Below are 13,492 nucleotides of genomic sequence, written 5' to 3'. Positions count from 1 at the left end.
CCCGACCGCCCCGGTCACAGGCGTCCCGGTCAGAGCGGGGCCTCCCACACCAGGGTCGTCCCGCCGCCGTCCTCGCCGATGCCCGGGCCGTACGAGCTGGACCCGCCCAGCGACTCCGCCCGGCGCCGCAGGTTCCGCAGCCCGCTGCGCCGACCGCCCTCGGGGATGCCCACCCCGTCGTCCGCGACCTCCAGCCGGACACCGGGCCGCCCGTCCGCGAGCGTGATCGTCGAGTCCAGCACCACCTCGATCCGGCCCGCCTCCGAATGCCGGAACGCGTTGGACAGCGCCTCGCGCAGCGCGGCGATCAGGTTCTTGCCGACCAGCTCGCCGACCACCGCGTCGATCGGCCCCAGGAAGCGGTGCGCGGGCTTGAAGCCCAGCGGTACGGCCGCCATGTTGATCTCGCGCAGCACCCGCGTGCGCAGGCCCGACGGGGCCTCGGCCGGACCCTGCTGGAGGGCGAAGATCGCGGTGCGGATCTCCTGGATCGTCACGTCCAGCTCGTCGACGGCCTTGCCCACCCCGTCACGCACCTCGGGAACGATGGAGCGGCGTTGGGCACCCTCCAGCATCATCCCGGTGGCGAACAGCCGCTGGATGACCAGGTCGTGCAGGTCACGGGCGATCCGGTCGCGGTCCTCGAACACCGCGAGCCGCTCCCGGTCGCGCTGGGCTTCGGCCATCATCAGGGCGAGGGCGGCCTGCGAGGCGAACTGCGTGGCCAGGGTCCGCTCCGCCTCGCTGAACGGCCGCTTCCCGCGTGCCCGGGGCGTCACGAGCGCGCCCAGCACCCGCCCGCCGCTGTGCAGCGGGAGCATCATGCAGGGTCCGTACTGACTGGTCAGGCGGCCGATCATCCGCGGGTCCGCGGACGCGTCGTCCACGAACACCGGCTCCCCGTGGAGCAGCTTGTCCACCACGGGGCTGTCGCCGGGGATCAACACTCCGAGCGAGTTGCCCGGGTGGTCGGCGGAGACCGCCACGATCTCCATCCCGCCCTCCTCCGAGGGCAGCATGACGATCCCGGCCGCCGAGTCCGCCAGCCGACGGGCCTGTTCCGCGACGACGGCCAGCGCGTCGTCGGCGTCCCCGCCCGACAGCAGCGCGGTGGTGACGGCCACCGATCCGTCGATCCACCGCTCGCGCTGGGTGGCGGCCTCGTACAGGCGGGCGTTGCCGATGGCGATGCCCGCCTCGGTCGCCAGCACCCGGACCATGTGGACGTCGTAGTCGTTGAACTCGGCGCCGCCGTGTTTCTCGGCGAGGTACAGATTGCCGAAGATCTCCCCTTGGACGCGGATCGGTACGCCGAGGAAGGTCTTCATCGGTGGGTGGCCCGCCGGGAAGCCCGCCGAGCGCGGGTCGCTCGACAGATCGGCGAGGCGGACCGCGTCCGGATGCTCGATCAGCGCCCCGAGCAGGCCCCGCTTGCCGTCGGGGCGGTGCCCGATGAGCCGGGCCGTCTCGTCGTCGATGCCGTAGGTGACGAAGTCGGAGAGGCCTCGGCCCTCGGTGTCCACCACGCCGATCGCCGCGTAGCGGGCGGCGGCCAGCTCCGCGGCGGTCTCGCAGATCCGGTCCAGCGTGGAGTGCAGTTCGAGGCCGGTGCCGACCGACCGCATCGCCTCCAGCAGCTGCGGGACACGGGCGGTGAGCTCGGTGGACAGCCCCTGCAGACTCCGGGTGGCCTGGGTGGCGGCCTCCATCGGGTCCGGCGATTCCTGCGACTCCTGCACTGACATGTCCTTGAGACTAGTTAGTCCCTTTTGCTGGGGAAAGTCGGCACCGGCCTTCCCACCGCCCGATCAAGCCGATTCCAGCTGCCCGGCACCGGCCAGGTCCCCTTCCCGTTCCCGCTCGACCATCCGCCGCAGCGGGCCCGGTACGGCGACGAGCTCGGTGTACGAACCGCGCTGCACCACCCTTCCGCCGTCCAGCACGAGGATCTCGTCCACCGCGTCCAGGCCGGCCAGCCGGTGCGTGATCAGCACCGTCGTCCGCCCCTCGGTCGCGTGCAGCAGGTCCTCGGTCAGCGCGTCCGCGGTGACCACGTCCAGATGCTCGGCGGGCTCGTCCAGGACCAGTACGGGGAAGTCGGCCAGCAGCGCCCGGGCCAGGGCGAGCCGCTGGCGCTGACCGCCGGAGATCCTCTCGCCGTGCTCGCCGACGAGCGTGTCCAGCCCCTCGGGCAGCCCGTCCGCCCACTCCAGCAGCCGGGCGGCGGCGAGGGCCGCGCGCAGCTCCGCTTCGCTCGCCCCGGTCCGCGCCAGGCGCAGGTTCTCCCGGACCGAGCTGTCGAAGATGTGCGCGTCCTGCGCGCACAGGCCGACGCTGCGGCGTACGTCGTCCCCGTCCAGGGTCCGTACGTCGACCCCCGCGACGGTGTACGCGCCCTCGGCCACGTCCAGGAACCGCAGGAGCACCTGGGCCAGGGTGGTCTTGCCCGCGCCGGAGGGTCCCACGACGGCGACCCGGCGGCCCGCTTCGAGGGTCAGGTCGATCCCCCGCAGCGCGTCGCTCTCCTGCCCGGGGTGGCGGGCGGCGAGCCCGGCCAGCCGCAGCGGGAAGGCGGACGCGGGCGCCCGGCCGGGCGCCGCAGGCTCGACGACCGGCGCCGGGGCGTCGATGACCTCGTGGACCCGCTCCGCACTGCGCCGCACCCGCTGGCGGTACTGGACGGCCAGCGGAAGCCCGTTGACCGCCTCGAAGGCGGCGAGCGGGGTGAGCACCGCCACGGCCATGGCCACCCCGCCGAGCCGGCCCTGGTGCACCGCGCCCGCGGCGACGGCGGCGGCCGCCGCCACGGTCAGGCCGCAGATCAGGGCCGACAGCCCGCTGCCGATGCCGGTGGCCGCGGCGCCCCGGGCGGCGATCCGTGTGAGGACCGCGTCGCTCTCGCGCGCCCGCTCCTTGCGGCTGCCCAGCGCCCCGGCGACGGTCAGCTCGGCGGTGCCGGACAGCAGATCCGCCACCCGGGTGGCCAGCTCGCCGCGTGCGGGGGCGAGCCTGCGCTCCGCCCGCCGTGCGCAGGCACCACTGACCAGGGGCACCACGATCCCCGCGGCCAGCAGCCCGACGGCGAGGACGGCTCCGGCCTCCGGCAGCAGCCAGGCCGTGAAGCCGACCGAGCCGAGCCCGACGAGCACGGCGGTGCCGACCGGCAGCAGCCAGCGCAGCCAGTAGTCCTGCAGGGCGTCGGCGTCGGCCACCAGACGGGTCAGCAGGTCACCGCGGCGCCGCTCGCGCAGTCCGCCGGGCGCGATCCGCTCCAACCGCCGGTACACGGAGACCCGCAGCTCCGCGAGCATCCGCAGCACGGCGTCGTGGGAGACCAGCCGCTCCGCGTAGCGGAAGACGGCACGGCCCATTCCGAAGGCCCTGGTCGCGGTGACCGCGACCATCAGGTAGAGCACGGGAGGGTGTTCGGAGGCCCGGGAGATGAGCCAGCCGGAGACTGCCATCAGAGCGACTCCGCACCCGACGGCCAGCGCGCCGAGGAAGAGGCCGAGCCGGAACCGCCCCTGCCACTGCGCCGCGGCCGCCCGCACCCGGGCCAGCGGGTGGTCTCCACCGCGCCCGCCACCGGTCACGGCGGCCGCCTCCCGCTCGGCGACCTCCCCGAGGATCCAGCCCCCGGGTTCGGCATGCGGCTCCGCCGGCGCGTGGGGCGCCCGGGGCGACGCGGGCACCGGGGTCGCCGATGCGGCTCCGGTGCCCACCGTCACCACCCGGTCCGCCACCGCCAGCAGCGCCGGCCGGTGCACCACGAGCAGTACCGTGCGACCGGCGGCCAGTCGGCGCACGGCGTCCACCACCGCGGCCTCGGTCTGCCCGTCCAGCGCGGCCGTGGGCTCGTCCAGCAGCAGCACCGGCCGGTCCGCCAGGAACGCCCGGGCGAGCGCGAGCCGCTGCCGCTGGCCGGCGGAGAGGCCGACCCCGCCCTCGCCCAGCAGGGTCCCCGCTCCGGCCGGCAGCGCGGCCACGAACTCCTCGGCCCCCGCGTCCCGCAGCGCCCGTGCGACCTCTTCGTCCGAGGCCCCCGGGCGGGCCAGCCGTACGTTCTCCGCGATGGTCCCCGCGAACAGGTGGGGGCGCTGCGGCACCCAGGCGATCCGCTCGCGCCACTGCTCCAGGGAGAGCTCGGACAGGTCCACGCCCCCGATCCGTACCCGCCCCTCGGTCGGCGTCACGAATCCGAGCAGCACCTGGAGCAGGGTGGACTTGCCCACCCCGCTGGGACCGGTGAGCGCGACGCACTCCCCCGGCGCGACCGTCAGCGAGACCGGCCCGGGCGAGGGCTCGGCCCGGCCCTCGTAGCGCACGGCGACGCCCTCGAAGCGCAGTCCGGCGGTCGCGACGGGCGCCGGGGCGGCCGTCCCGCCCGTGCCGGTCACCGGCGTCTCCAGGACCTCGAAGATCTCTTCCGCCGCCGCCAGTCCCTCGGCAGCCGCGTGGTACTGCGCACCGACCTGGCGCAGCGGCAGGTACGCCTCGGGCGCCAGGATCAGGATGACCAGCCCGGTGTACAGATCGAGGTCACCGTGCACGAGCCGCATGCCGATGGTCACGGCGACCAGGGCCACCGAAAGGGTGGCGAGCAGTTCCAGCGCGAAGGACGAGAGGAAGGCGATCCGCAGCGTGCGCATCGTGGCGCGCCGGTAGTCGTCGGTGATGGTCCGGATGGACTCGGCCTGGGCCTTGGCGCGGCCGAAGACCTTCAGCGTCGGCAGTCCGGCGACCACGTCGAGGAAGTGGCCCGAGAGCCGGGACAGCAGCCGCCACTGGCGGTCCATCCGGGACTGGGTGGCCCAGCCGATGAGGATCATGAAGACGGGGATCAGCGGCAGCGTCACCACGATGATGGCCGCCGAGACCCAGTCCTCCGTGACGATCCGGGCGAGGACCGCCACCGGCACCACGATCGCGAGCCCGAGCTGCGGCAGGTACCGGGAGAAGTAGTCGTCGAGTGCGTCCACGCCCCGGGTGGCCAGTGCCACCAAGGAGCCCGTCCGCTGCCCGCTGAGCCAGGACGGGCCCAGGTCCGCGGCCCGCTCCAGCAGTCGGCCGCGCAGTTCCGACTTGACCGCGGCGCTGGCCCGGTGGGCGGCCAGCTCGGTGAGCCAGGCCACCAGGCCCCGGCCCAGGGCCACCGCCGCGAGCAGCAACAGGGGCGTCCGGAGCGCCTGCCCGTCGAGCCCGTCCTCGAAGGCGCCGACCACGATCTCGGCGATCAGCATCGCCTGACCGACGACCAGCCCCGCTCCGGCGAGTCCCAGAGCCACCACGGCCCCCAGGAAGAGGCGGGTGGAGCGGGCGTACCGGAGCAGGCGCGGGTCGATCGGTTTCACGTGAAACATCCCCCAAGGAGGGTCGGGCAGGAGAGTGGGATCAGTGCGCGTCGGCGATGTGCTGCGTGCCGATCCGCTTGCGGAACACCCAGTAGGTCCAGCTCTGGTAGAGCAGGACGAGCGGCGTGGCCACTCCCGCGCACCAGGTCATGATCTTGAGGGTGTAGGGCGTGGACGAGGCGTTGGTGACCGTGAGGCTCCAGGCGTCGTTCAGCGACGAGGGCATGACGTTCGGGAAGAGCGTCAGGAACAGCATCGCGACCGCGGCCGCAATGGTGACCCCGGACAGCGCGAACGACCAGCCCTCACGGCCCGCCAGGTTGAAGCCGAGCGCGCCGACCAGGGCGAGCACCGCGATGGCCATCGCGACCAGGCTCGCGCCGTCGCCCTTGGTGACCTGGGTCCAGATCAGGAAGACGAGCGCCAACACGGCGGTCACCACACCCAGCCGGGTGGCCAGCGTCCGCGCGCGGACCCGGATGTCACCGACCGTCTTGAGCGCGGCGAAGACCGCGCCGTGGAAGGTGAACAGGGTGAGGGTGACCAGACCGCCGAGGATCGAATAGACGTTGAGCAGGTCGAAGAAGGTGCCGACGTACTCCTTGTGCTCGTCGATCTTCACGCCGCGCACGATGTTGGCGAAGGCGACGCCCCACAGGAAGGCGGGGATCAGCGAGGTCCAGAAGATGGCGTGTTCCCAGTTGGACTGCCACTTGTCCTCGGGCCTCTTGTGCCGGTACTCGAAGGCCACGCCCCGGATGATCAGGCACACCAGGATGATCAGCAGCGGCAGGTAGAAGCCCGAGAAGAGGGTGGCGTACCAGTCGGGGAAGGCCGCGAAGGTCGCGCCTCCCGCGGTGAGCAGCCAGACCTCGTTGCCGTCCCAGACGGGCCCGATCGTGTTGATCAGGACCCGCTTCTCCTTGCGGTCCCGGGCCAGCAGCTTGGTCAGTACGCCGATCCCGAAGTCGAATCCCTCCAGGAAGAAGTAGCCGATCCAGAGGACGGCGATGAGTACGAACCAGACGTCGTGGAGTTGCATGGTGTGGTCTCCCCAGCCTCAGTACGAGAAGGCCATCGGCCGGTCGGCGTCGGCGTCGTCGCCACCGATCCTGGTGGGCGGGTTGAGGTCGGCCTCGGTCAACTCCGGCGGCCCGGCCTTGACGTACTTCACGAGGAGCTTCACCTCGATCACGGCGAGGACGGCGTAGAGCGCGGTGAAGACGACCATCGAGGTGATCACCTCGCCCTGGGAGACCGACGGCGAGACCGCGTCGGCGGTGCGCAGGACCCCGTAGACGGCCCAGGGCTGACGGCCCATCTCGGTGAAGATCCAGCCCCAGGAGTTGGCGATCAGCGGGAAGCCGAGCGTCCAGATCGCACCCAGCCAGTAGAGCCGGGTGAGCCGCGGGCTCAGGGCGCTCTTGAAGAGGACCAGGTGGGGCCGCTCGTCCTCGCCGGTCCGCAGGGCCGGTGGGAGCAGGAACTTGCGTCGGGTCAGCCAGAGCCCCAGCGCGCCGATGGCGAAGGAGGTCATGCCGAAGCCGATCATCCAGCGGAAGCCCCAGTAGGCGACCGGGATGTTCGGGCGGTAGTCGCCGGGCCCGTACTTCTGCTGCTCCGATTTGTTGACGTCGTTGATGCCGGGCACGAAGGAGTCGAAGTCGCTGTCGGCGAGGAAGGACAGCAGGCCGGGCAGCTCTATGGCCACCTTGTTGTGGCCCTTGTCCACGTCCCCGACGGCGAAGACCGAGAAGGGCGCGCTCTTCTCCCCGTCCCACAGCGCCTCGGCGGCGGCCATCTTCATCGGCTGCTGCTTGAACATGACCTTGGCGAGGGTGTCGCCGCTGATCGCGGTCAGCAGGCCACCGATCACCACGGCGACCAGACCGAGGCGCAGCGAGGTGCGCATCACGGCGATGTGGTTCTTGCGCAGCAGGTGGAAGGCGGCGATGCCGACCATGAAGGCGCCGCCGGTCAGCAGGGCCGCCGTCAAGGTGTGGAAGACCTGGCTGAGCGCGGTGTTCTGGGTCAGCACGAGCCAGAAGTCGGTCAGCTCCGCGCGGCCGGTCTCCTTGTTGAAGCGGTACCCGACGGGGTGCTGCATCCAGGAATTGGCCGCGAGGATGAAGTAGGCGGACAGGATGGTGCCGATCGACACCATCCAGATGCAGGCGAGGTGGATCTTCTTCGGCAGCTTGTCCCAGCCGAAGATCCACAGGCCGATGAAGGTCGACTCGAAGAAGAAGGCGATGAGCGCCTCGAAGGCCAGCGGGGCGCCGAAGACGTCACCGACGAACCGCGAGTAGTCGGACCAGTTCATGCCGAACTGGAACTCCTGGACGATGCCGGTGACGACGCCCATCGCGATGTTGATCAGGAAGAGCTTGCCCCAGAACTTGGTGGCCTTGAGGTACTTCTCCTTCTCCGTCCGCACCCATGCCGTCTGCAACACCGCGACGAGGGCGGCGAGCGAGATCGTCAAGGGGACGAAGAGGAAGTGGTAGACGGTGGTAATGCCGAATTGCCATCGCGCCAGGGTCTCCGGTGCCAAAGCTAGGTCCACGTCGTCTTCTCCTTCGCGTCGCCGTGGTCACAGCCGCAGTGTGTCCCTTACATCCCACCCAATACGGGATGAACAAGACACGCTTGTGAAAGCGTTCACATTCACAAGCATTATGTCGCACACCTGTCGGCATCTTTGCGGCGGGGTACCTCTAGCCAATTGATTCAACAGATTGTTGAATGCGGCCCATGCAGATACGAATCTCCTGGCCCTCCGGCCAGCTCACCGCGACCCTCGACGACACCCCCACGGCCAAGGCCCTGCTGGAGGCACTCCCGATCTCCGCCTCCGCCAACACCTGGGGCGAGGAGGTCTACTTCGACACCGGGGTCTCCGTGGCGCTGGAGGACGACGCCCGGCAGGTCGTCGACCCGGGCACGGTCGCCTTCTGGACCGAGGGCGACGCGCTCGCGCTCCCCTACGGCCCGACCCCCATCTCACGGGGAGGCGAGAGCCGCCTGGCGAGCCCCTGCAACGTCCTGGGCTCGTTCGACGGCGACCCCCGCCTGCTGGCCACCGTCCATGACGGCGACCCCATCCGCGTGGAACTGGCGTAACAGTTCCACGCGGGGCGCGGCCTGCGGCCGCAGCCCCTCACAGCTCCTTGAAGAAGGCCTCTGCCGTGTGCAGGAACAGGTCGTTCGCCTCGGTCTCACCGATCGTGACCCGCAGGCCCTCACCCGCGAAGGGTCGGACCACCACACCGGCCTTCTCGCAGGCCGCCGCGAAGTCCGCGGTGCGCTCCCCCAGTCGCATCCACACGAAGTTCGCCTGGGTCTCGGGAACCACGGACCAGCCCTGCGCGATCAGCGTCTCGTACACCCGCGCACGCTCGCCGAGCAGCGAGCCGACCCGGCCCATCAGCTCGTCCTCGGCCCGCAGCGACGCGACCGCCGCGTCCTGGGCGAGCTGGCTGACGCCGAAGGGAACCGCCGTCTTGCGCAGCGCCGCCGCCACGGGCTCGTGCGCCACCGCGAAGCCGACCCGCAGGCCGGCCAGCCCGTACGCCTTGGAGAAGGTCCGCAGGACCGCCACGTTCGGCCGGTTCCGGTAGATCTCGATCCCGTCCGGCACCTCGGCGTCGCGCACGAACTCGCGGTAGGCCTCGTCCAGCACCACCAGGACGTCCGAGGGCACCCGGTCCAGGAACCGCTCCAGCTCCGCCCGGCGCACGACGGTGCCGGTGGGGTTGTTGGGGTTGCAGAGGAAGATCAGCCGGGTGCGCTCGGTGATCGCGTCGGCCATCGCGTCCAGGTCGTGCACGTCACCCGCGGTCAACGGCACCTTCACCGAGGTCGCCCCGGAGATCTGGACGATGATCGGGTACGCCTCGAAGGACCTCCAGGCGTACATGACCTCGTCGCCCGGACCGGCCGTGGCCTGGATCAGCGACTGCGCGACGCCGACCGACCCGGTGCCGGTCGCCACGTGCTCGACCGGCACGCCGAAGCGGTCGGCGATCTCGTTGACGAGCCCCGTGCAGGCCATGTCGGGGTAGCGGTTGAAGTCCCCGGCCGCCGCCACGACGCTCTCCAGTACGCCCGGCAACGGCGGGTAGGGGTTCTCGTTGGAGGACAGCTTGTACGCCACCGGGCCTCCGGCGGCGGCGGGCTTCCCCGGCTTGTAGGTGGGAATGCCATCCAGCTCGGCGCGCAGCCTCGGGCTCTTCTCGCTCACCGCAGGTCCTCCTCGACCATCCCGTGCAACTCAATACTGCTCACCTTATGAGGATTCCGCGCTCCCGAGAATGGCCGGCGCCGGGAATGAGGGGGAGCGCATGCATATATGCGTGCGCCGGTGGCCTGCGCCGTGGCGCGCGTCCCTCGTGCAGGTGAGTTGAGACCGGTCCGAGACCTCCTCACTTTGGCATGCTCGTACCCGACGACAAGCGCCATGGTCACTCATTGCTACTAAATGCCTTTATTTCCAAGGTCATTGGGGGTGGCGAACCATGCAGAACCGTTCCTGTCAACGCCTGCATATGCATACGGACCAGCCACCCCACCGAGCCCTACTATCGGCTCGCCATGACAGCAGCAGGGAAGCATCAGGTGAGCCGGACCGACACCCCCCGGCGGACCGCAGGCCGTCCGGGCCGCGCGGGAATCAGGGACGTGGCCGCCGCGGCCGGCGTCTCGATCACGACCGTCTCCGACGCGCTCAATGGCAAAGGGCGGCTCCCGGACGCCACCCGCCGCCACGTCCGCGAGGTGGCCGACCGGCTGGGCTACCGCCCTTCCGCCGCCGCCCGCACCCTCCGTACCGGCAAATCGGGCCTCATCGGCCTGACCGTGACCACGTACGGGGATGAACCTTTCACCTTCACCGAGTTCGCGTACTTCGCCGAGATGGCCAGGGCGGCCACCTCCGCCGCGCTCGCGCGCGGCTACGCCCTGGTCATCCTCCCCGCCACCTCCCGACACGACGTCTGGTCGAACGTCGCCCTCGACGGCACCGTCGTCATCGACCCCTCCGACCACGATCCCGTCGTCACCGAGCTGGTCCGCCAGGGCCTGCCGGTGGTGTCGGACGGCCGCCCCGCGGGGTCGCTCCCCGTCACGGCCTGGGTCGACAACGACCACGAGGCCGCCGTCCTCAACCTGCTCGACCACCTCGCCGCCGCGGGAGCCCGTCGCATCGGACTCCTCACCGGCACCACCACCGACACCTACACCCGGCTCTCGACCACCGCCTACCTCAGCTGGTGCGAGCGGGTCGGACAGGATCCCGTCTACGAGTCCTACCCCGCCCACGACCCGTGCGCCGGAGCCGTGGCCGCCGACCGGCTGCTCGCGCGCCCCGACCGCCCCGATGCCGTCTACGGGCTGTTCGACCCCAACGGCACCGACCTGCTGGCCGCCGCCCGGCGGTACGGCCTGAGGGTCCCCGAGGACCTCCTACTGGTCTGCTGCAGCGAGTCCACCGTGTACGCCACCACCGAACCGCCCATCACCACCCTCTCCCTCAAACCGCGTCGCATCGGCACGGCCGTCGTGCAGTTGCTCATCGACGCGATCGAGGGAGTGGACACCGGACGACCCGTCGAACAGGTGGTTCCGACCGAACTGATCGTCAGAACTTCCTCACAGCGCAGGCAGCCGCGCACCACCGTCAGTCCGCCCCGATCCCCGGCCGGAGACTGACCTTCGAGGATTCCCGCACCATCCCGCAACACACATATCGGAAGAAATCGGCAGGAACGAACCGCTCCGGCCAGGATTCACCACCCCTGGTGCGTCACAGAGCGCGAGCCACATTCCTATGATGGGCGCACGACATCACGGACCCTCCGACCCTGGAGGTCAGGAGGGTCCGCAGATGTACGGCAGCGCGACGGTGGTGGAGGGGTCGATGACTCAGGGGGCCGGTCAGGGACCCGCGATGCGGACGGCGACGCTGCGGGACTTCCGAGTGCCGACCGCCCCACCCGTCGCGTACGGCACGGACACAGCTGCGGCCGCGATGCCCGGCGAGGTTCCCGTCTACGGCGAGTACCCGGCGTACTACGACGACGGCGCGCCCGTGCCGCCGCCACGGCCCGCCTACGCTCCCACCCCCGCCCCTGGGCACGGCCCCGCCCCGCACTCCGCTCCGGATCCCGACGTGGCCTTCGCCGCGGTGCTGCCCGAACACCCCGAGCAGCACGGCCGTTCCGATCACGGCGCGGACTCCGAGGACTACACGCCGACCCAGCGCGACCTCCCCGTCATCAGTCGCGGCGGACCGGGCGACACCGTCCAGGTCCAGTACGTCCACCAGGACGCGCCCGCCGACGGACCCGGGCCGCTCTACGTCGTCGGCGACGTGCACGGCTACCTGGACGAGCTGTACACCGAGCTCCAGGCCCAGGATCTGATCGACGCCGACGGACACTGGTCGGCCGGCAACGCCAGGCTCTGGTTCCTCGGCGACTTCACGGACCGCGGGCCCGACGGCATCGGCGTGATCGACCTGGTCATGCGGCTCTCCGCCGAGGCCGCCGCCGCGGGCGGCTACTGCAAGGCCCTCATGGGCAACCACGAGCTGCTCCTGATCGGCGCCAAGAGGTTCGGCGACACCCCGGTCATGTCCGGCGCGGGCACCGCGACCTTCCAGGCCGCCTGGCTCCTCAACGGCGGCCAGCGCACCGACATGGAGCGCCTGGAGGACGTACACCTGCAGTGGATGTCCCGGCTGGACGCGGCCGCCCTGGAGGACGGCCACCTGCTGCTGCACTCCGACACCACGGCCTACCTGGACTACGGCGACTCCATCGAGGACGTCAACGACAAGGTCCACGAACTGCTCAACCAGCACGACGCGGACGAGACCTGGGACCTGTTCCGCAAGTTCACCAAGCGCTTCGCCTTCCGTGATCAGGAAACCGGGCCGCAGGCCGTGCGCGAGCTGCTCGGTACCTACGGGGGCGGGCGCGTGGTGCACGGGCACAGTCCCATCCCGTACCTGCTGGGCGAAGTGGGCGCCGAGGACGGCGAGCACACCCACGGGCCCGAGTCCATCGACGGCCCCCACGTCTACGCGGACGGCCTCGCGATCGCCATGGACGGCGGGGTCACCATGGCCGGGAAACTGCTGGTCGTACAACTCCCGCTGAACGACTGAGTGTTCTTGGAGCTGGGTATTTCCGGAAAGCCCCTGTCACCGCGTGGCGTGGGCGCTCTACCATCGCACTGTCCGTAGCAGGCTCTCCTCCGTTTGTGCCGGCGCCCGGTCTACGCGGGCCAACCGGCCTCCACGGAGCATCGGGGGATGCACATGACCAGCGCTCCGCACCTGCTGACCGAAGACCGACCGGAGTTCGATCGGCTCCTCGACGAGGCGTTGCGCACCGCACACGAACGGCCCGAACTCGCGAGTCTGGGCGAACGGCTGAACGCCGAACAGTTGCGCACCATGGCACTCGACGCCAGTGCGCTGCTGACGGCCGCGGCCGCGGCCGAGTACGACCACTACGTGAAGATCCGCGGTGAGCTGCGGGAGGAGACAGCGACCACCCCCGCGACGGCGTCGGACGACGATCCGGGCGGCAGCGGCGCCGGAGTGAGCGCCGTGGTCGCGGTCCTCGCGCCGGTCCTGGCCGGCACGGCCATGCTCATCTTCCTGCTGGTGGGCTACATCCTGAAGATGATCGAACCGGAGCCCGCCTTCGCCGAGACCATGCTGACGGCGGGCTGGCTCTTCGGCGCCCTCACCGCGGCGGCGATCCTCTTCGCGGCGATAGGCCTGCTGGTCACCGCCATCCGCAACAGTTCCACCGAAGTGACGGTGAATGTGGCCGAGACCGTCCCGGACGAGGTCTCGCGCGCCCGGGAGGCCTGGCGGCACGCGCTGCTGGAGCGGGGCATCATGCCGTTCCTGCGGGACGCGCTGGCAGATCCCAGCGCCGGTGGCGGATTCCCGGCACCGCGCCGTCAGCCCCGACGCATCCCTCAGCTCGGCTACACCCCGCCCGATTTCACCAGCCCCGGGGGTACGGGTGGGCAGAGCCCCCGCCCCGGCTACACACCGCCGGACTTCACCAGCCCCGACTTCGGCGGCCCGGAGCACGAGCCGGAGTGAGGCCGGCAGGGTCGAC

The 13,492-nt window shown here is 71.0% G+C and carries 9 protein-coding genes; 4 read left to right on the top strand and 5 right to left on the bottom strand.

Annotation, left to right across the window (positions count from 1 at the left end; translation table 11 throughout):
* Nucleotides 1-29 precede the first annotated feature (29 nt).
* The 4 genes from ACIBEA_RS25110 to ACIBEA_RS25095 form a co-directional block, all read right to left on the bottom strand.
* Complete coding sequence (locus ACIBEA_RS25110) at nucleotides 30-1,745, bottom strand: GAF domain-containing sensor histidine kinase (RefSeq protein ID WP_399264526.1); 1,716 nt, start codon at nucleotides 1,743-1,745, stop codon at nucleotides 30-32.
* Between the two features lie 63 nt (nucleotides 1,746-1,808).
* Nucleotides 1,809-5,360, bottom strand: coding sequence for a thiol reductant ABC exporter subunit CydD (gene cydD / locus ACIBEA_RS25105; protein ID WP_399264524.1), 3,552 nt, complete (start codon nucleotides 5,358-5,360; stop codon nucleotides 1,809-1,811).
* Nucleotides 5,361-5,391: 31 nt separating this feature from the next.
* Complete coding sequence (cydB, locus tag ACIBEA_RS25100) at nucleotides 5,392-6,393, bottom strand: cytochrome d ubiquinol oxidase subunit II (RefSeq protein ID WP_399264522.1); 1,002 nt, start codon at nucleotides 6,391-6,393, stop codon at nucleotides 5,392-5,394.
* Between the two features lie 18 nt (nucleotides 6,394-6,411).
* Nucleotides 6,412-7,917, bottom strand: a complete 1,506-nt coding sequence (locus ACIBEA_RS25095) for a cytochrome ubiquinol oxidase subunit I (RefSeq protein WP_399264520.1) — start codon at nucleotides 7,915-7,917, stop codon at nucleotides 6,412-6,414.
* A 188-nt stretch (nucleotides 7,918-8,105) separates the two neighbouring features.
* On the opposite strand from ACIBEA_RS25095, the gene ACIBEA_RS25090 reads away from it, so the two are divergent.
* Nucleotides 8,106-8,474 (top strand): cyclophilin-like fold protein, encoded by a 369-nt coding sequence (locus ACIBEA_RS25090; protein WP_385773669.1) that lies wholly within the window; start codon nucleotides 8,106-8,108, stop codon nucleotides 8,472-8,474.
* Nucleotides 8,475-8,511: 37 nt separating this feature from the next.
* On the opposite strand, the gene hisC is transcribed toward ACIBEA_RS25090, so the two are convergent.
* Nucleotides 8,512-9,594, bottom strand: coding sequence for a histidinol-phosphate transaminase (hisC, locus tag ACIBEA_RS25085; protein WP_399264518.1), 1,083 nt, complete (start codon nucleotides 9,592-9,594; stop codon nucleotides 8,512-8,514).
* 350 nt (nucleotides 9,595-9,944) lie between these two features.
* On the opposite strand from hisC, the gene ACIBEA_RS25080 reads away from it, so the two are divergent.
* From ACIBEA_RS25080 to ACIBEA_RS25070, 3 genes are all read left to right on the top strand, one after another.
* The gene (locus ACIBEA_RS25080) at nucleotides 9,945-11,060 is read left to right on the top strand and encodes a LacI family DNA-binding transcriptional regulator (RefSeq protein WP_354378879.1); all 1,116 of its coding nucleotides are present in this window, start codon (nucleotides 9,945-9,947) and stop codon (nucleotides 11,058-11,060) included.
* Between the two features lie 175 nt (nucleotides 11,061-11,235).
* On the top strand, nucleotides 11,236-12,519 hold the full coding sequence (locus tag ACIBEA_RS25075) for a metallophosphoesterase (RefSeq protein ID WP_399264516.1): 1,284 nt from the start codon (nucleotides 11,236-11,238) through the stop codon (nucleotides 12,517-12,519).
* A gap of 147 nt (nucleotides 12,520-12,666) precedes the next feature.
* Complete coding sequence (locus ACIBEA_RS25070) at nucleotides 12,667-13,476, top strand: hypothetical protein (RefSeq protein ID WP_399264514.1); 810 nt, start codon at nucleotides 12,667-12,669, stop codon at nucleotides 13,474-13,476.
* Nucleotides 13,477-13,492: the final 16 nt, after the last annotated feature.

This window comes from Streptomyces sp. NPDC051555, assembly GCF_044454405.1.
GTDB lineage: Bacteria > Actinomycetota > Actinomycetes > Streptomycetales > Streptomycetaceae > Streptomyces.
Note: the sequence above shows the minus strand (reverse complement) of the source record. Positions and strands in the feature narration are given on the sequence as shown.

Coding starts and splice junctions, on each gene's coding strand:
- ACIBEA_RS25110 (WP_399264526.1), bottom strand. CDS start 1,745: ATGTCAGTGCAGGAGTCGCAGGAATCGCCGGACCCGATGGAGGCCGCC.
- cydD (WP_399264524.1), bottom strand. CDS start 5,360: ATGTTTCACGTGAAACCGATCGACCCGCGCCTGCTCCGGTACGCCCGC.
- cydB (WP_399264522.1), bottom strand. CDS start 6,393: ATGCAACTCCACGACGTCTGGTTCGTACTCATCGCCGTCCTCTGGATC.
- ACIBEA_RS25090 (WP_385773669.1), top strand. CDS start 8,106: ATGCAGATACGAATCTCCTGGCCCTCCGGCCAGCTCACCGCGACCCTC.
- ACIBEA_RS25080 (WP_354378879.1), top strand. CDS start 9,945: ATGACAGCAGCAGGGAAGCATCAGGTGAGCCGGACCGACACCCCCCGG.
- ACIBEA_RS25075 (WP_399264516.1), top strand. CDS start 11,236: ATGTACGGCAGCGCGACGGTGGTGGAGGGGTCGATGACTCAGGGGGCC.
- ACIBEA_RS25070 (WP_399264514.1), top strand. CDS start 12,667: ATGCACATGACCAGCGCTCCGCACCTGCTGACCGAAGACCGACCGGAG.